At 61.1% G+C, this 18680-nt stretch carries 13 protein-coding genes, 2 pseudogenes and 1 riboswitch; of the genes and pseudogenes, 7 read left to right on the plus strand and 8 right to left on the minus strand.

All coding sequences use genetic code 11. The annotated features are described in order from the left end of the window. Positions 1-657: 657 nt before the first annotated feature. Positions 658-921 (minus strand): hypothetical protein, encoded by a 264-nt coding sequence (locus tag JQ629_RS36180; protein ID WP_212416685.1) that lies wholly within the window; start codon positions 919-921, stop codon positions 658-660. 451 nt (positions 922-1372) lie between these two features. Here JQ629_RS36180 and JQ629_RS36185 point away from each other — a divergent pair, with 451 nt between their 5' ends. The 5 genes and pseudogenes from JQ629_RS36185 to JQ629_RS36200 all read left to right on the plus strand — a co-directional run bounded on the left by JQ629_RS36185 (position 1373) and on the right by JQ629_RS36200 (position 8520). Then, entirely contained in the window at positions 1373-1582 is a 210-nt protein-coding gene (locus tag JQ629_RS36185; RefSeq protein ID WP_212416686.1) for a hypothetical protein, read from the plus strand. 634 nt (positions 1583-2216) lie between these two features. Continuing rightward, positions 2217-2342: pseudogene (locus tag JQ629_RS38025) on the plus strand (double zinc ribbon domain-containing protein); the annotation flags it as partial. Positions 2343-2447: 105 nt separating this feature from the next. Beyond that, positions 2448-5543, plus strand: coding sequence for an ATP-binding protein (locus JQ629_RS36190; RefSeq protein WP_283815988.1), 3096 nt, complete (start codon positions 2448-2450; stop codon positions 5541-5543). A gap of 798 nt (positions 5544-6341) precedes the next feature. Then, entirely contained in the window at positions 6342-7841 is a 1500-nt protein-coding gene (locus JQ629_RS36195; RefSeq protein ID WP_212416688.1) for an adenylate/guanylate cyclase domain-containing protein, read from the plus strand. A gap of 460 nt (positions 7842-8301) precedes the next feature. After that, the gene (locus JQ629_RS36200; protein WP_212416689.1) at positions 8302-8520 is read left to right on the plus strand and encodes a hypothetical protein; all 219 of its coding nucleotides are present in this window, start codon (positions 8302-8304) and stop codon (positions 8518-8520) included. Between the two features lie 236 nt (positions 8521-8756). On the opposite strand, the gene JQ629_RS36205 is transcribed toward JQ629_RS36200, so the two are convergent. The 6 genes from JQ629_RS36205 to JQ629_RS36230 all read right to left on the minus strand — a co-directional run bounded on the left by JQ629_RS36205 (position 8757) and on the right by JQ629_RS36230 (position 15044). Then, on the minus strand, positions 8757-9461 hold the full coding sequence (locus tag JQ629_RS36205) for a hypothetical protein (protein ID WP_212416690.1): 705 nt from the start codon (positions 9459-9461) through the stop codon (positions 8757-8759). 501 nt (positions 9462-9962) lie between these two features. Beyond that, the gene (locus tag JQ629_RS36210) at positions 9963-10772 is read right to left on the minus strand and encodes a substrate-binding periplasmic protein (RefSeq protein ID WP_212416691.1); all 810 of its coding nucleotides are present in this window, start codon (positions 10770-10772) and stop codon (positions 9963-9965) included. Further along, the gene (locus JQ629_RS36215) at positions 10765-11103 is read right to left on the minus strand and encodes a c-type cytochrome (protein ID WP_212416692.1); all 339 of its coding nucleotides are present in this window, start codon (positions 11101-11103) and stop codon (positions 10765-10767) included. The genes JQ629_RS36210 and JQ629_RS36215 overlap by 8 nt, the downstream gene beginning before the upstream one ends. Positions 11104-11207: 104 nt before the next feature. After that, positions 11208-12944, minus strand: coding sequence for a pyrroloquinoline quinone-dependent dehydrogenase (locus JQ629_RS36220; protein WP_212416693.1), 1737 nt, complete (start codon positions 12942-12944; stop codon positions 11208-11210). 521 nt (positions 12945-13465) lie between these two features. Next, on the minus strand, positions 13466-14275 hold the full coding sequence (locus tag JQ629_RS36225; protein ID WP_212416694.1) for an SDR family NAD(P)-dependent oxidoreductase: 810 nt from the start codon (positions 14273-14275) through the stop codon (positions 13466-13468). 178 nt (positions 14276-14453) lie between these two features. Then, a complete protein-coding gene (locus tag JQ629_RS36230) occupies positions 14454-15044 on the minus strand; it encodes a 6,7-dimethyl-8-ribityllumazine synthase (RefSeq protein WP_212416695.1) in 591 nt (196 codons plus the stop codon). Positions 15045-15118: 74 nt separating this feature from the next. Next, a riboswitch (FMN riboswitch) is annotated at positions 15119-15278 on the minus strand. Between the two features lie 428 nt (positions 15279-15706). Here JQ629_RS36230 and JQ629_RS36235 point away from each other — a divergent pair. Continuing rightward, positions 15707-16623, plus strand: a pseudogene (locus tag JQ629_RS36235) (IS110 family RNA-guided transposase). 100 nt (positions 16624-16723) lie between these two features. Here JQ629_RS36235 and JQ629_RS36240 read toward each other — a convergent pair. Continuing rightward, entirely contained in the window at positions 16724-17542 is an 819-nt protein-coding gene (locus tag JQ629_RS36240) for an LON peptidase substrate-binding domain-containing protein (protein WP_212416696.1), read from the minus strand. A gap of 513 nt (positions 17543-18055) precedes the next feature. On the opposite strand from JQ629_RS36240, the gene JQ629_RS36245 reads away from it, so the two are divergent. Beyond that, positions 18056-18556 (plus strand): type III secretion system chaperone family protein, encoded by a 501-nt coding sequence (locus tag JQ629_RS36245; RefSeq protein ID WP_212416697.1) that lies wholly within the window; start codon positions 18056-18058, stop codon positions 18554-18556. The last annotated feature ends 124 nt before the right edge of the window (positions 18557-18680 follow it).

The raw sequence follows: 18680 nt of genomic DNA on the forward strand, positions 1-18680 counted from the left end.
ACAAAACAAAGTGCACACGAGCATACAGGGCAGCGGAGAACACCCGGCCTTCCCTGCGCAATGGCTTTACGGCTTATAACGCGATCTCCCCGGAGAACGGGCTTCTTGCCTCCGTCGCCCCCAAGAAGCGTTAGCCTCTCAAGAACTTGACGCCACCATCGCGAGCGTCAGGACCACGCGCCTTTGCCGTACGCCCGTCCGCGCCGTCGTCTCAGCGCAAACCAGCGTCCATCGCAACCCGTCCAACGTCCGTGACGACGGCCGACGCCCTCTGAGTGGGACGGGATGGCGAAACATATGCACCTGATTTATCTTCTGTAAACGCGAAATATTTTTTATTTTGGGGCTTGACGCGATTTTTGGTAATCAGAAATTAGTTGCCCGACTTCCGCCTTCGCTCGTTGAGCTACGGCGGACAGGTCGCCAAGGCTACGCCGGGCGTGGCCGTCGGGTTGTTTTGTCGCACAGCGACGGGCCGGAAAGGTCGGCGGCGCGTATGAGTAGCCCCGCCCACACACCGGCGGCTTGCCATCCGTGTGGAACGACCCGGTGGCTTTGAGCCCACGCCGGGCAATCGCTTGGCCACTATCAAGCGGCCAGCAGCAACGCACATCCCGATCCAGCCGCTTGTCGCACCCGCACCGCTCGACGGGCCCGTCAGCGCGAGGGATCCTGAGTCTCGGAATTCGGCGTGCGGGACGCATGATGCGTTGCACGATCACGATCGTCGTTGGGAACCCATTCTTCCGCACTTGAGTCCCAATGATGGGTGTCGTCGAAGTGTTTCCAGAGTGGCGGCCTTCGCTTGCTTTCACCCTTCTGTCGCAATGCATTCAGGGCGCGGAGCACAACGAGCGCGCCAGCCATCGTCACCCATCCGCGAGCGTTATATCTGGAGTTCCATTTGAATGTCTCGAGCATCTGATGCCTCCTTCAAGAAAGAAGCCTTCCGCCATCCTAGCCCGGGCCAACAACACAGGACTGTAAACTACTTCACAGTCCGCCGACATCTTCGACATCGCCAGGAGCGAACCCATGAGGGCATGCGTCTGGCGCGCTGCCGGGGACTGAGTGTCCCGGATCATATCCGCTCCATCATATCCTTTCTATCACAAGGACGGAATATCGTCGGCGCGGTCGGGCACGTCCGAAACGGCTCAAGGTTGATGGAGATCGCAACAGGTGACGCGCGCTCGACCCAATGCTCAACGCATGCTGAGCCCGTCGATGCGCCAATGCATGGCCCTCCTCGCCAATCACCGCCTGCAAAGTGCGGGTGTGACTTTAGTCACAGCACCCTTCCCGCACCTGCTTTACGTATCATTGCACGGTCTGGATGATCCCGACCCCAACCAAAATGGTGGAGCTAGTCATGCAGACCTATTCGGCAGAACTGAACACGATGCGTCCTCTCGCTGACCACGAACTTGACGCTGTATCAGGCGGCTTTGTTTATATCGCTGTCGTTGTAGGCTCGTTCCTTGCTGGAACGGGAATTCGGATGGGCCTCGACAAGATCGCCGAGGGAATCGCAGAGCCGCAAGGCACGCTGAAGGGGATAAAGCCCAGGGGCGGAAAGTAAGGCTAGTCCTTCGTTTATGCAGTGGAGCGCTCCCTGTTTATGCGGCGCTCCACTCCCGCCAGAATCAGATAGGTCGGAAGCGGCAGGACGCCGGTTCTGATGTCCAGTCCCTCCCACGCTTACGCACGACCGGGCAGAATGGATTTGCTTCGCTTTTTTCAACGCGCCTGAACCAGCGGCGTTCCTTTGTCGGGGATGCCTGCGGCCAACGGTCCGCATCCGTTCCCGGTCATTTTCGGAAGTCGGCGCCTGCCTCCGTGTGGTCCGCATTACCGCGGCAAATGGACATCATCGGCTCGGCAGTCCAGGTCCGAAAAGTGCCAGACGCGTTTTGCCCGACGGCCAACACCAGACATTTTCCGCAGCGTCGTTTGACTCACCATACGTAAAAGCACCCCAGTGTTTTCCCATCGGGCAAGCGCGGGGCATCTCGCGCGATACCGCGCCTCACCGCGGAGGTCGCAGCTCGATGCCGTAGCGCGCATAGATCCGCGCGATGGTGCCGTCGGCCAAGGGCCTCGAGTCGTCGCTCCTTCCGCTGCGACCTGGCCGTTCATCCCTATGGCCAGGGAACCGTGATGGAGGGTCGGGCCTGTGCTAGAATGATCGGGCCGAGCCATCCCGGGGGAAGCCCATGAGGTGTCCGAGCTGCGGGGCCGAGACCAGGGCGGGGAACAGGTTCTGCAGCAGATGCGGAGCACCGCTTGCGCTGACCTGCGCCGCTTGTGGCTCGCTGAACGAGCCGAGCGCCAGCTTCTGTGGCCAATGTGGCGTGGGGCTTGCGCGGGAGGTTCGAGGAGGTGCCGTTGCGACGGAGGAGCCGCCGGGCCTTGAACCGGCCCCGCCGGCGGCGGAGCGCCGTCACTTGACGGTTATGTTTTGCGATATGGCCGGCTCGACGGCGCTTTCGAGTCGCCTCGATCCGGAGGACCTGAGGGAGGTTATCCGGGGGTTTCAGGACGCGTGCGTCCGGGCGATCCGTCGATTCGACGGCTTTATCGCGAAGTTCATGGGCGACGGCGTGCTGGCCTATTTCGGCTATCCAAGGGCTCATGAAGACGATGCCGAACGCGCCGTCAGAGCGGGACTCGCAGTCGTCGATGTGATCAGCCAGCTGATGTTGCCGACCAAGGCGCGACTAGAGGTCCGAGTGGGCATCGCCACCGGTCTTGTGGTGGTCGGCGAGACGTTGGGTGAAGGTTCGTCTCAGGAGCAGGTGGTCATCGGCGAGACGCCCAACCTTGCAGCCCGCCTGCAGGGTATCGCCGAGCCGAATGCCGTTGTCATCGCCGACGGAACGAGACAGCTGCTCGGCAGGATATTCGACCTCGAGGATCTCGGCCCGCGATTACTCAAGGGAATGGCCAACCCAGTTCCGTCGTGGCGGGTCGTTGGCGAACACACGGCCGAAAGTCGCTTCGAGGCCGGGCAGGCTCAGCGTGCAACCGGTTTTTTTGGCCGCGAACGTGAGGTCGACCTTCTGATGGACCGCTGGGTTCAGGCGCAAAATGGCGAAGGTCAGGTCATCCTCTTGTCCGGCGAGGCCGGAATTGGCAAGTCGCGGATCGTCGCGGCGCTGCGGGAGAAGATCGTCGACGGGGCTCATACGCGCATCGTGTATCAGTGCTCGCCTCATCATACGAATAGCCCGTTTTATCCCGTGATCTCCCAACTCGAGCGCGCGGCGGGGATTGCGCCTGACGACCCCGCCGAGACCAAGCTCGACAAGTTGGAACCGGTTCTAAAACGTTCGTTCTCGACGATCGGTCATGTTGCGCCACTCTTCGCGACGCTCTTGTCGCTGTCGTTCGAGGGCCGGTACGTGGCACCCAGCCTCACGCCGCGAGAGCAGAAGGAGCGCACTTTACTGGCGCTCATCGATCTGCTCGGCGGCCTCGCGAAGCAATGCCCCGTATTGTTCATCCTGGAAGATGCACACTGGATTGATCCGACGACGCTTGATTTGTTTACGCGGACCATTGACCGGCTGCAGCGCTGGCCGGTCCTGCTGATTGTCACGTTCCGTCCCGAGTTCGAAGTGCCGTGGGGCCACTATCCCCACGTGACAGCACTCGCTTTGAATCGGCTGGGGCAGCGCCATGTGGCAGCAATGATCGACAGATTAACGAATCGCAAGCTGGTGCCAGCCGACGTCCGGGACGAGATCATCGCGAAGACCGACGGAGTGCCGCTGTTCGTGGAAGAGCTCACTAAGGCAGTCCTGGGATCGGGGCTCCTCAAGGAAACCGCCGACCGCTATGTTCTGCACGGCCCGCTGCCTCCTCTCGCGATTCCAGGAACGTTGCACGACAGCCTGATGGCCAGGCTCGACCGCCTTGCGTCCGTGAGGGAGATCGCCCAGATCGGGGCCGCCATTGGAAGAGAGTTTTCCTACCAGCTACTGGATGCCGTTGCGCCGGTTCACGACAAGGCGCTGGAGGACGCACTCGACCAGCTCAGCAAGGCGGACCTGATTTTTCCCAGGGGAGTGCTACCCGAAGCGACCTACATCTTCAAGCACGCGCTCGTGCAGGATGCCGCCTATCGAAGCCTCCTGCGCTCAACGCGTCGACAGCTCCATGGCCGCATCGCTCAAGCGATCACGGAGCTGACGCCCCAAATCGTTGAGACCCAACCCGAACTTCTCGCCCATCACTATGCGCAGGCGGGGCTCATCGATGATGCCATTGCTTATGGCCTGAGGGCAGGACGGCGCTCTGCGGCGCGTTCCGCCAACGAAGAAGCGATCACGCATTACACCAAAGCACTGGAGTTGCTGGGGGCGAAATCGGAGGGAGCGGAGCGAGATCGGCAGGAGCTCGAGCTGCTCATCGCCCTCGGCGTGCCGACGATCGCGGCGCGCGGCTACATGGCCGCTGACGTCGAAGGCATTTACGGCCGCGCGCGCGACCTGTGCGACCGCGTGACCGAGACTCCGCACCGCTTTACCGCACTGCGCGGCCTCTGGAACAGCGCATTCCTGCGAAAACCGCTGCTGAAAGCGCAAGAGCTGAGCGCCGAACTGGTGGCCCTGGCGGATGCCCAGGGCAATGATACGCGTCGGGCGCTCGCTCATCGGGCGCAAGGCTGTACCCTGCTTCTTCGCGGCGAATTTGAGTCCGGCTGGGAAAGCTTTCGTCAGGCCATCGACCTCTGGGATGTCGACAAGGCGCACGCGGAGATCCTCATCTACGGCGAGGATCCGAGCGTGCTCTGCCAAGCCTATGGCTCGTGGCTGCTATGGTTCCTCGGCTATCCGGACAAGTCGAGCACATTGATCGGCAAGGCGTTGGCCGATGCCGAGCGGCTATCCAACCCTTTCATTTACGCCATGACCCTCGGCCTCGCATCCGCGCTACACGTTGATCGTCACGAATTTTCTCGGGGATTAGAACGCGCCGACGAGTCCTCAGCTATCTGCGCAGCGTACGGCTTCCCGCAGTGGACTGCCTACGTCATGATAACGAGAGGCCGAGCTCGCGCGGCGCTTGGTCGAGCCAATGACGGTATCGCCGAGATGGAACGGGGCTTGGCCGACTGGCAGGCACTGGGCGCCAAGCTCGCTACGACACGGACCGTGGGATTAGCGGATGCGTGTGCAAAGGCAGGCCTCATCGCGGCGGGCCTCGATTGGATCAAGGTCGCCGCGGAGCATGCTCGCACGTTTCACGAAAGGCTTCTCGAGGCCGAGATCCATAGGGCGCACGGTGAACTGCTGCTCACGAGGGGGGCGACGGGGGATGCGGAAGCGTGCCTTCGCCGCTCCATAGAGATCGCTCAACACCAAAAGGCCAAGTCTCTGGAATTGCGGACCGCCACGGTCTTGGCGCAACTCTGGCAGCAGCAGGGCCAGCGAGAGGCGGCGTACGACCTGGTCGCGCCGATATACGGCTGGTTCAGTGAGGGGTTCGACAGCCCAGACCTGCGGAATGCGAGGGCGTTGCTGGATGATCTCGCATGAACGACAGGAAGTCGTGCGGGCCGCCATCCTCGCCGGCTGGGCTGCAAGTCTGCATTGCCCCGATGAGCAGACGTCGCGCGAGATTTTCCAAGTCAGTTTACGGTCAAAATCGACACTTTGGCCCTGTGCCGACCACTTCCGGTGTACACCCGACTCCGGACATGTCGCTACACCGCTATAACTGATGCTTTGTGCCAGGAGCGGAACATGCGCTGAATGATCGCCCGTCGGTGATCTCACCGTTCAACTAACGTCGCTCATGGTATCAGCCGCTTTGTATCATGGATTCGTGTTTATCGCGCTTGAGTACCTTGGTTGCTCCACTCGCAGCACTCAGAACGTCCGAGACTGCCTCGAATGTCCGTATCACCTTCTTGTCTCGGAAATCGCACTTCCAGAGTCTCCCGGTCCGGCTGTACGCGACCGCGAAGACGACGGGGTAATCCAAAAGGGTGAGTCTCAAGGGAAATGCCCACGTGGTATAATTCCGTGTCATCGGCATGCACGCAGTAGCGGAGCGGAGGCAACGCGCGAACCGACAGGGGTCCGTGCCGCGTCTGTACCGGTTGATCGCAGCTCGCATAATGGGATTGAGTTTGGTCGCTTCTCTTGGGATCAGCACAGCCTATGCGCATGACCCGATGCGACCAGAACTCAACGTGGTTCAAACGAATGGGTTATCAGCGGCGGCCCGCCATCGCGCGAAGAGGGATGAGTACCGGATTGCCGCGCGAGTGTCGAATGGCTTGATCAATTGCGGTGTAGAATTTTTGAGATGCAACGAGGTTGCACATCGAGATGAAAGAGCTATCGCCAGTCAACGACAGCCTTCTGAGGCAGCGCCTCACCGAGCTCGACTCGATAGCGAGCTGGGAGCCGCATATTCTTTCGGGCCTTGAGAGATTTATCCGCACCGCCGGCGACTATGACCTCTTTCGCGTCAATCCTGTCCAATACGCGACTGCTACCGGCCTAAGTGAAGCCGAAGGAATTGAGCTGTTTGTGCACGCCGCGAAGGTGGGCCTGTTCGAGATGCAGTGGCTACTCACCTGCGCCTATTGCCCGCAGGTCGCAGGCAGTTTTCGAGAGCTAGACCAGGTTCATCCACGTTTCCAGTGCGAGTTCTGCAACGCGCTCAACGATGTGACGCTAGATGACTACATCCAGGTCACCTTTACGGTCTCGAATACCGTCCGCGATATCGTATTTCGTCATCCTGAGATGCTGTCCGTGGAGGACTACTACCTGCGTTATAACTTCTCCAAGGGCTTCAAGCCTCCGCACGGAATGACGCACGAGCAACTCGTCGCGGCACTCTCGCGGGGATTTGCCGACATCGAGGCTGGCCAGCAGAGGAGCTTCGAATTTGACGTGACGGCCGGCCGTTTCGAGGTGCTCGATCTCAGTCATAAGCTACTTTTGGTTTTCTTCGCGACCGGTGAACCGGCAGAACCCCAAGGGACGCAGGTCCGGCTCGAGTCGGGTCGGTTCACAGTTCCGGATCGGCCGACTGGGCCGAGAGAAATGGTACTTGGCGATGGGCGCTTTGCGTTTCGACAGACGGCCGATCTTAGACCAGGCAAGCACATCATTCAGATTGAGAACCGCACGCGCGATCGCGGCCGCTTCTGGTTCCTCCAGTACCCTTACCAGTTCGAGCCCCATCTGGTCGAGTATGAGCCGTTTCTTTCCGGTAGGCGGCTGCTGCTCACCCCGTGCTTCGGCGAACTCTACAAGACACAATTGGTGGATGAGCGGGAGAGCCTGGCAGTCTCCGACATTACCTATCTGTTCACCGATCTAAAGGATTCCACGCCGTTGTATGAAAGCGTTGGCGACGTGAATGCCTATTTTCTCGTGCGTCAGCATTTCGACATCTTGAACAAGATCATTCGGGAGCGATCTGGCATCATGGTCAAGACGATCGGGGATGCAGTCATGGCTGGCTTCGAGCGTCCGCAGGACGCCGTTCTTGCCTCCATCGAGATGGTCGAAGAACTGTCACGGTTCAACCAAACCGCTTCACGGCCGCTCGGCCTTAAGGTCGGTGTGCACAGAGGCAGAGCCATCGCCGTAAGGCTCAACGACCGGATTGACTACTTCGGGCAGGACGTGAACATCGCCGCCCGCGTGCAAGGTCTCGCCGGCGTCAACGAAGTTTGCCTGACAGAATCGGTAATGGAAGCGCCCGGCGTCAGTGACATCGTCAAAGGACGACCGGCGTCGCGCGACTACGAGAACTTGAAGGGCATCGGCCAGAAGATGGAAATTTATCGGATTGAAATCTCTCCGGCGTAGCGACGAACGACCGCTGGCCTCCGCTTCGCGATAGGCCTATATGCTGCCAGATCGACAGACCGATTGTCGGCATTAGGTTAAAGCTCAATTCGCCGCTGCGGTCATTTCCGTTCTGAACCGTCAATAACCCATGATGACGTTCAACTTTCCACACGTTAATTGAGCCACGCAATCGGTTCGACGCGATGTCTAAAAGTGCCGACTGTCTCCCGTACTAGGCGCGTGGCCCACGCAAATTCAGAGTTGCTCACGCGCTAATCAGTCCCAGGTCCGCTCAGGGTTAAAAGCGTCGTTCTAGTCGCCGCTAGTCACTTCCGATCTGCCCGACAGACGGACGATTGGGGGCTCGCCCATGGGCAATCGCGTGGGCTGGATCCTTGGGGCGGTCCAATCGCGTACCGCCCGATTTTCATGTGTGCTATCTGGTTGGGTAGCAAAATCGTAGCAGGAGAAGCCGATCATGACTGACGATCAGGTCAATCGCGTCGTTCAGCACCTTTGCGAGCAATTGCACTTGGCGCTCCGATTGAAGGACAGCGAGGCACATCCACCAAACGCCAAGGAAATTGGATTTGATCCTGCCTCTGTGAGAACAGTATTGCTGACCGGGTTGCGTTCGGCGGGTGTCACGACCCACCACGAGGCAGCCGGGGCGAGCGAAGAGCCGCCGTGGTCCTAAAAGAAAAACGCGGGGCAGAAGCCCCGCCAATGTCTCAGTTGGGAAAAACCCGGAAATCGCGGCGCGCACTGAGGAAGTTCGCTTTGCCCTCAAGAACACACATGGTCCGCCTAGCCTGTCAGGCCAGATAAGTGCCCCGACAGCCGACATGGCAGATCTAGTTTGTGAGCGGACGCGCCGAGCGAGGTTTCCTATCGGAAGATTTTCGGCAGTAAGGGCTTCGCAAGCCCATCAAGTCAAAATTTATAGCGAATGCCAAATACGTTGGCATTGTAACCTTCGCGCAGATTGCCAAGCTTTCCGTTGGCTCCAGAACGATGGTGAAGGCGATAAACAAATTCGAAGTCTGGGAACTGCTGAAGCGCAACAATTATTTCAGGACCGAAATAGAAAAGTGTGCGTGCAGAACCACTCCACGCGATTTCGCGCCCTCGCTCGTAGCCGATCGAATTGTTGGCGAAACTTAGCCCCCACGTCGTCGCTCCTGCGAGACGAACCGTATTGAAGAAAACAAAACCTTCGTGACTGATGCGCGGTCCGATCCACAACTCTTCCGAATTTACCCAAGAAGACGATTTCACGACAGGATTGCAGCACAACGCAAACGAACCGGCTCTTACCGCGCCTCCAATTTCCGCACCAAGCGTAAAGCCCAGACCCAACCGGTAAATGTCGCGAGTGTAGGCAGCGCCGGCTATATAGTTGTCATACGTTATCTCGTTTGACGGATGATCCAGATTGAACCGGAGGGTTGAGCCCAAACTCGTTGTTGAGAGACGCCCGGCAAAGAAATATACAGAGTTTGAGCGTTCTCGGGGCGTCGTGTTCGGCGCTTCAGTTTCTGTTTCAACTCGTTGGATGGCCTGCGGAAGATCCGCTGCACTGCAATCCGAGCCGGCCAGAAAAAGCAACGCAATTCCTGCCAACACGCCGTAACGCATCTAACTACAATCTATAAAAGTTTGGTCGCTGCGAGAAATAAACACTTGAAATCCGACTTTGCGAAAGCAAGAGACACGGCGCAAACCAGCGATGGGCGCAATCGGCCCAAGCCACGAACGCATTTCTCTTTGGATGACTCGCCGACCGACGGCCTTAGCTGCCTGGATGATGAACGGCCAGTTCGGAACCTTGCCGTCTTATTAGCAGCCCTTCGGTGGAGCACAGCCCGCGCCCGTCGTCAGGGCGCGATGATGGAACTTCCAATTGTTTGCAATAACGGCAAACCACGGATTTCCATCTGCAACTAGTCGGAGTTGGAGGTCAACAATCTCAAGGTTGCATCAGGAGCGACGCGCATTGCTCATTCGCTTGATTCGCAAGCGAACCGTGCATGTCCGATGTGGCTCATTTTCGGAAGTCGGCGCCTGCCTCTGCGTGGTAACAACACGCCAGTGTTTTCCCGTCGGGCAGGCGCGGGCCATCTCGCGCGATACCGCGCCTCACTGCGGAGGTCGCAGCTCGATGCCGTAGCGGGCATAGATCCGCGCGATGGTGCCGTCGGCCAGCAGGGCCTCGATCGCCGCATCGACACGCGCGCGCAGCTGGTCGTCGGGGCGAAGCAGCCCGGCGGCAATATTCCAGTTCAGGTCCTGATCGTCGCCGAACGCCGGAATCAGGCGCAACGGCTTGTCGGCGTGCTGCAGGTTGAACCAGCCGACCGTCATCGGGGTGACGGCCGCGGCCTCGATCTCGCGATTGGCGAGCGCCGCGACAATATCGTCCTCGAAGGCGAACGGTGATGTGGCGACGCCGCCCTTGGCGAGCGTCATCGAGACCACCGAGCCGACCGGGACCCCGACCCGCTGATCGGGACCGAGACCGGCAAGCGACGACGCCTCAGAATCGCCGCGCACCGCGAGCACGACGCCGCTGCGATGGTAAGGACGCGACGTCCGCACACCGCCGGCGGGCGGCGTATCCTTGCGGGCGATGACGTCGAGCACGAGGTCGCAATCGGCGCGGCGATACTGGATCGCGCTGATCACCCACTCCCGCGTCAGCTTGACCCCGAGTTGCTCGGCAATTTTTTCGCCGAGTTCAATCTGAAATCCCGGGACCGGTCCGGACTTGCTGGCAAACGGCAGCGCGTTGGGGCTGGCGCAGAGCGTCAACGCACCGCGCTCGATGACGGCTTCCAGCGAGCGGGCACCCGCCGGCGCGTTCCAGAGCATCAGCAACGCGAGACTTGCCGCATATCGGGCCAAGCGACGCGGGCCGCTCGCCACGTCGCTCGAGAGCGCGCTAGTCATCAAGCCCTCTGATGTAGGCCAGGATCGCGATGATCTGGCCGTCACTGAACACCGAACCATAGGCGGGCATGGCGCCGACCTTGCCCTTCTTGATGCGCTCGATGAGGTATTCATCGCTGCGCTCGGACTTCGACAGCTTCGGACCCCTGCCCGCATGGCGGCCGCCCTCCTGGTGACAGAAGCCGCAGGTGGTGGCGAACATTTTCCCGCCCTCGATGTCGTCAGGCGAGGCTTCGGCTTGCGGCAGCGGATTTGCAGCCTGTTGGGCAAAAGCGGCGGTCGACAGAAATGGCCAGATGATGGCCGAAACAACTAGCAACGGTATTCGCATTCCATCATCCGTACTGATCGCAAGGGCGACAACGCATTGATCGCAAGATCGGCAGGGCCTTGACCGCAAGGGCGGCAAGGCGATCCCTGCCGCCCGCGCCGCCATCACTGTCTGAGTGCGTAGACAATCAGAGCGCCGGTATTCTTCGACATGCTCTTGAAGGGCTCGCCATAGAGCGCGACGAACTCATCGGCCACCAGACTGCCCCAGCCCGCCGGTACGGCGACGTACTGCTTGCCACCGGCCATGTAGCTGATGATGCCGGCATTATGTCCCATGCCGTTGTTGCGCGACCAGAGCTCTTCGCCGGTGTCGGCATTGTAGGCGTGCACGACACCTTCGGCGTCCGGCACGAATACCAGATTGCCCGCGGTGGCCAGAACGCTGGCGAGCGGCGGTTGCTTGTAGGCGACCTCCCACTTCTTGGCGCCGGTGACCGGATCACGGGCGCTGAGATGACCACGGGCCGGCCCGTCCGGCGGCGCCACAATCTTGAACGTGGCGCCGATGTTGAGCTGGGCCATCGGCTCCAGGATCGGCGTCGTCTTCTCGACGCTCATCTCCATGCACCACTCCTGCCCGATCCGGTAGAACAGCCCGTTCTTGGGGCTGTAGGCGCCGGAGTTCCAGCTGATGCCGCCGGCGATGGCCGGGCACAGAGGCGGGTCCACCTTGCCTTCGACGAGGTCGCGGCGACCGATCAGTTCACCGGTCTTCGGATCGATGCTCTTGACGAAGTTGATGTTCTTTACCAGCGCCCAGACGTTCTCGACCTTGGCGTTGGACCGATCATAGACGAAGACGTATCCGCTCTTGTTGGCATGCACGACGAGCTTCTTGCCGCCGCGCTCCAGCATGACGAACTCGCCCACGGAAGAGTCGAAGTCCCAGGCATCGTGCGGCAGCTCCTGATGATAGAATTTGAGCTTGCCGGTATCGGGATCGAGCGCGATGACCGATGTCGTATAAAGATTGTCGCCCGGCCGCGGCCCACTCTTCTTCCAGTCCGCACCCGACCAGTCGTAGAGCGGCGCCGGGTTGGCGGTGCCCCACCACACCGAATTGGTTTCCGGGTCATAGGTTCCGGGCATCCAGCCACCGCCGCCGCCGGTCCGCCAGGAGTCACCACCCCAGGTCTTCATGGCCTCTTCGGTCCCGGCCACCGTGAAGAATTCCCATTTCTTCTGGCCGGTCTTGCCGTCCACGCCGAAGATCGGTCCGCGACCGGTCCACTCGCCGCCCTGCGCACCAATGATCACCATGTCCTTGACCACCAGCGGTGCGCCGGTGAAGCCGACGGTCACCTTCTTGGAATCCAGCAGCTTGGTGTCCCACACCGATTTGCCGGTCTTCAGATCGAGCGCGATCAGGCGCCCGTCGACGGTGCCGACATAGAGGTTGCCGCCTCCGATGGCGATGCCGCGATTGTACGGCGAGTGCGTCTGCTTGGCGACCAGTTCCTCGTCGAGCTCCGGCGCATAGGCCCAGATCGTCTTGCCGGTCGCGCCATCCAGCGCGTAGACACGGCTGTAGGAGCCCGAATAGTACAGCACCCCGTCAAGGGCCAGCGGCGTCGACTGCAGGCCGCGGGTGGCGCGTTCCGGAAAATGCATCCAGGCGACTTCGAGATTCTTGACGTTGCCGGCGTTGATCTGCTCGAGGCCGCTGTAATGGTAGGACTTGTAAGTGCCGTGATACGTCGGCCAGTCGTTCATGGCCGCCTCGGCATTCAGCGCTGCTGCGTTCTGGGCGCGCGTCGGCGAGACGGTGACAGTGACAGCGACTTGGGCAGCCACCGCCAGCGCGGCGCAGCCGACAACAGATCGTCCGTAGAAAATCATCTGCATCCTCCCTTTGTGTTTGTTCGTTGGGTCGAATTTTCGTCGCGACGCTTGCAGGATGTTCCGGTGTCAAAGCCTCTTCAGGTATCAAAGCCTCATGGGGTCGGCAGTTCGAGATGGATGGCATGGACCGGCGGGACTACCATCGCGAGACGGCAGCACTTCATGCCGCCTGACTGAGAGGCGGCAGAGGTCCGGGCGAAGGATTGTTTTCGAGGCGGGGACGATTTTCAGTGCAGCGCGGCACACGCGGTCATTGCCGGGGCTTGCCTGCCCCACACGGTCCCCGGCGACGTCGGTGCGGTGCACCATGACATGTCCCTCGATGCGCCACGCCATTAGCTGACCGGATTGTTGTTTTTTTGTGGAGCGCGGTCGGATTTGGCAACCCTAAGCTGAAAGAGACCGCACGCGAGCAGACGAGCGACAGCATTGCGCAGAACGCGTCGCGCATCGCACAAATCGAACGAGCGCGATTGAGAGATCAGCAGTGCATGAGGGGGCGCAAGACCACCTCTTCGTCACTCAAATCCCGGTCGCGGCACCAAATTCATCAGCATATTGGCGTAGCCGCCGTCGACGGTGATCTCGTCGCCATTGACGTAGGACGAGCGGTCGCTGGCCAGATAAAGGATGGCGTCCGCGATATCCTGCGGCAGGCCGACCCGCCGTAACGGCACCACGGCGGAGCGGCGTTCGGTGACGCCGGGCGTATCGTAGAACGACTGGCTCATCGGCGTGATCACCATGCCGGGGCTGACGACGTTGCTGCGGATGCCTGCCGGCCCCCATTCGCTGGCGAGCTGGCGCGAGAGCATGATGACGCCGGCCTTGCTGACACTATAGGCGCCGCTCTGGCCCTGCGCATGGCTTCCCGCGATCGACGACACGTGAACGATGCTGCCGCGCCCGGCTTTCCGCATCTGCCGGCCGAAGCTTTGCGCGCAGAGGAAGTAGCCGGTGAGATTCACCGATAGCACCGCGTTCCATTCGGCCAGCGTCAGATTCTCAAGGCCACCCGGCCGCAGCACCGCGGCGGTGTTGACGAGCACACTGCATGGCCCGAGCGATTGCTCGACCGCCTCGGACACGCCGGCAACGCTCTCGGCATTCGCGGTGTCGCAGCGCCCGACGAAATGCCCGGCGCCAAACTGGCGCAGCTCACTGCGCGTGGTTTCAAGGCCGCGCTCATCGAGGTCGATGGCGGCGACGCGGGCGCCGGCCTGCGCAAGGCTGAGCGCCGTGGCGCGGCCGATGCCGCCGCCTCCGCCCGTCACCACGCACACGCGGCCTGTCAGGCCAAGCCAATCGGGTGGATTTTGTCCGGTCATGATGGCCCTCGTTTCCTGCTGTGATTTTTTTCTATTTGCGAAATTTCCTTATGGCCGCGGCGGCATAACGTCGCCGCCGCGACCTGGTCGTAGGATGGGTAGAGCGAAGCGAAACCCATCAATCACTTGCGACTAGGTGAGATGATGGGTTTCGCTTGCGCTCTACCCATCCTACGATTCACCCCGTAATCCCCGCTGCGACCTGGCCGCGCAGCCGCTCCAGGCTGTGCAGCGTGTTGGCGCAGGCTTCGGCGACTTCGATGCCCTTGATGACGAAATGCTTGCGGAAGAAATCGTGGTGCACGGCGCTTTCGTGGAACTGCTGCGGCGTCAGCACCGCCGAGAAGATCGGCACTTCGGTCTTCAGCTGCACGTCCATCAGCGCCTTGATCACGGTGTCGGCGACGAATTCGTGGCGGTAGATGCCGCCATCGACCACCAGCCCCGCCGCCACGATCGCGGTGTAACGCCGCGTCTTGGCGAGCAACTGCGCATGCAGGGGTATCTCGAACGAGCCCGGCACCTCGAACAGATCGACCTGCGCGCGCGAGATATGCCGCGCCTCGATCTCTTCGAGGAAGGCGATGCGGCATTCCTCGACCACGTCGCGGTGCCAGGACGCCTGCACGAAGGCGACCCGCTGCGGCTTGACGAAACGCGGATGCACGGGCGCCGGCGGGCGCTCGGGCGTGTCGGGAACCCTAACCTCGGATTCCACTGTTTGGGCTTCTTGGATTTGGGCTTCAGGCTCTTGCAACATCTGATTCATGGCTTTCCTCTTTCAGGACCAGAATCAGGGCACACGGAACGACGATTGACCCACGCAAACGCGCGGGCCGCCGCAACCGTTCTCTTTCATCCGGACTTTAACCGTCGGCTTCGGAATCACACCGAATCTGCTGACCCTTCTTCCCCGTGGAAGTCCGAGAAGAAGGCGCTCGCGGGCTTGGGCTACGTCACCCTTACCGCCGGTGGGGATTTTCACCCCGCCCTGAGAACATCGGCCGCCCGGAATGGACGACCTGTCGGCAAATATGACCAAAGGCCGCGGCATCGGCAAGCTCCATCAGCACCGGGAATCTGCATGATCCCCATGACGGCGGGACAGGGCAGCCTCCGCTTCTCCCTCTCCCCGCTCTTCGCGGGGTCGAGACGAGCGAAGCTCGCTCTTAGAGGGTTGGGGTGAGGGGCTCTCTCCGCGAATGCTTGCGCCAATTGAGGGACCTGTGCCCCCTTGTATCTGCACGGGAGCAATTTTGTGCGATGGAAGCGACTTAGCGCTTTGGCCGGTGGCCGCCGGCCAAAGCGCGTGGCGATGTCGCCCGCTATCCCCCTCCGGCATCAACCGTGGGTGAGCTCTGGGATCTTCGCCATGTCACGTACGACCGAACAGTCGCTTGAAGCGCAATCGCACGAACAAGGCAGGTTACCGTGAGCAAGATCATTTGTGGAGTGGATGTTTCGAAGGCCAGGCTTGATGCCCACATCGAGCCGGGAGGCACTTTCGCCAGTTTCGACAACGACACGTTGGGAATCGCCGAACTGGCGGCCTTCTGTCGCCGGCATGCGGTGAGCCTGGTGGCGATGGAGGCGAGCGGCGGTTACGAGCGTCGGGCGTTCCTCGAGCTGTGGCAGGCAGGTCTGGGTTGTGCCCTGACCAACCCGCGAAGCGTGCGCCGCTATGCCGAGGCGATGGGGGTTCTGGAGAAGACCGACGCTTCGCGACGGCCAGGAACCTTGCTCCAACCCCGCTGCCGAGCCCGGCCCAGCAGCGTCTGAAGGCCTTGGTTGCACGGCTCAGGCAAGTCACCGACGATCTGACCGTCCAGAAGCAGCGCCGAGCGAGCCTGCTTGATAACCCCGAGATGCTGGCCAGCATCGACGAGGTGATCGCGCTGCTCAAACGCCAGTCGCGTTCGTTGGAAGGCGAGATCGCTTCAATGATCGACGACGATCCGTTGTGGGCACTGCTTGCACAGAGCTGGCGATCGGTTAAAGGCGTTGCCGGCCGCACCGTGGCCCGCCTCCACGCCGAACTGCCGGAGATCGGCACTTACTCGAACAAATCCATTGCCAAGCTCACAGGTCTCGCCCCGCTCGCCGACGACAGTGGCAAGCACAGGGGCAAGCGCCATATCCGGGGCGGCCGCGCCGGAGTGCGCTCGATTCTGTTCCTCGTCGCCGCAATCGCTGCGCGCTACGACAAATCCCTGGCCGACTTCCGTGCAAGGCTCGTCGCTGCCGGGAAGGAAAAGATGGTCATCAGAATCGCCTTGGCCCGCAAACTGCTCGTCCGCCTCAACGCCAAAGCACGCGACGCGCGTGCCGCCTACGCCAATGCAACTTGACAATCAAGATAGTCGCTCACCCGGATTGCTCCGCAATCCGACCTCTCCCCGCAAGCGGGGCGAGGTAAACGAGCGAGAGCCGGCCACTTCGCATTCAACCTCAGGCCGCCTTTTGAGCCGCCTTGATCAGGTCGAGGATCGCCTCAAGCCGTGCGGTGACATCGCTGGTTTCCAAGAGCTGCTGCCGCTGCTCGATGCTGACCGGCAGCAGCGGCGCGACGGTGTCGGCCAGCAGGCCGGGATCGCCGATGTCAGGAAGGTGGAGACGCGCCTGAAGCTGCGGCGGTACATTGGAGTAATCGACGTTGGCGAACATCCGGTAGGCGTCGAGGACGAGGCGCGACAACAGAACGGCCTTGTCGGTCTGGCCGTTGCTCTCCTCGATCGGTGCGATCTCGGCCGCCAGAAATTCTTCCGCGACGGGCTTGCGGACCGCGGCGCGTTCGAGGCCGGAGATCGCCAGCTTGAGCGTTCCGTCCGTCAGCGCCACGCGATTGATCACGTCAGCGGTAACGCCGACCGGATAGAGCGCATCCAGTTGCGGATCGTCGTCGGCCGCGCGGCGCTGCGTGACCACGAGCACGCGGCGGTCCGTCGCCAGCGCGCGCTCGATCGCGCGCCGGGTTTTTTCACGCCCGACGAAAATCGGCGCGACCATCTGCGGAAACACCACGAGGTCCCGCATCGGCACGATCGGGATAGCAGCGCCTACCGCGACGCTTGCCGGATGTATTGCCCCGGACGGAACGAGTTGAGGCAGGCTCGACTCAATTCGCGCCGCGAGATGATTCCAGTCGGGCAGGCCCAACGTCCTGGCGACAAGTTCCAGGCTTTCGCTGTGGGTGAGAGAAACCGATTTGGCCTTGAGAGCCTCGCGCAACGAATGCGCCATAGCCTTGGCATCGCGAAAATCGCGCATGGGATACGTCCTCTGCATTGGCGAACAAGATGCGTCAGGCGCTTGCGTTACTGACTCGTTCGCTGGGCAAAGGAGGCCTCGAACGGCTCGATACGTTCACCGTACCCTCGAAGGGGCGCAAGCAGCAGGTCGTATCCACCCTGTGGAAAAATATGCGCCTTGGCCGAAGCGGCTGTCAATTCAGGTTAAGAAAAAATTAACCATTGTGGCGGGCCGGTGCTCTTCCGGTGGCGGCCGACTCCAATCCACAGAATCCGATTCCGATTTGTTCTCAAATTAATAATTACGACCACGAAGAGCTGTGGACGGCCTGCGCATTGGCTGTGGACGGACTCCGGGGTCGGTTGCGCAGATTCCGCAAATCACATCACTTGAGCCGGCAAGCCTCGGGACGATCAAGAACAAGGTCAGGAACGATCAGGGGATTGCAGTCGGCCGCGACGCACCACCTCCCGCGCGCGCCGGTCCCCGTTGTGCGTATCAACTCACGTGAAATGGCAAGGTCGAGACGGAATGTCCCTCCTCGAAGGCATTATCGATTCCCCGAACAACCCGCTCGCGGTTGTCGAGGACATCGCCAGCGACAATAACTGGGCGTATGAACGTTCCGGCGAAGACGAGGTGACCATCGTCTCCAAGGGCGACTGGACCGATTATCAGCTCTCCTTTACCTGGATGGCCGAGATCGAGGCGCTGCATCTGGCCTGCGCCTTCGACATGAAGATTCCACCCGCGCGCCGGCCCAAGGTGCAGCGGCTGATCGCTGCGATCAACGAGCAATTATGGATCGGCCATTTCGACATCTGGACCCATACCGGCATGATCATGTACCGGCAGGCGCTGGTGTTGCCGAACGGGCTCACCGCCTCGACCGCGCAATGCGAAGCCATGCTGGTCGGCGCCATCCACGCCTGCGAACGCTATTACCCCGCGTTCCAGTTCGTGGTCTGGGCCGGCAAGACCGCCGCGGAAGCCATGAGCGCCGCGATGTTTGATACCGAGGGCGAGGCGTAGGCGCCTTAGCCCGAACCGCCTCCACATATTCGGTGTCGTCCCGGCGCAGGCCCTAGGGCATGCACACATCTGATGTCGGGGATTCCCGAATCGGCATTTTGTGTGATTCATATTGTGACACTTC

Source organism: Bradyrhizobium sp. AUGA SZCCT0222 (assembly GCF_018130205.1).
GTDB lineage: Bacteria > Pseudomonadota > Alphaproteobacteria > Rhizobiales > Xanthobacteraceae > Bradyrhizobium.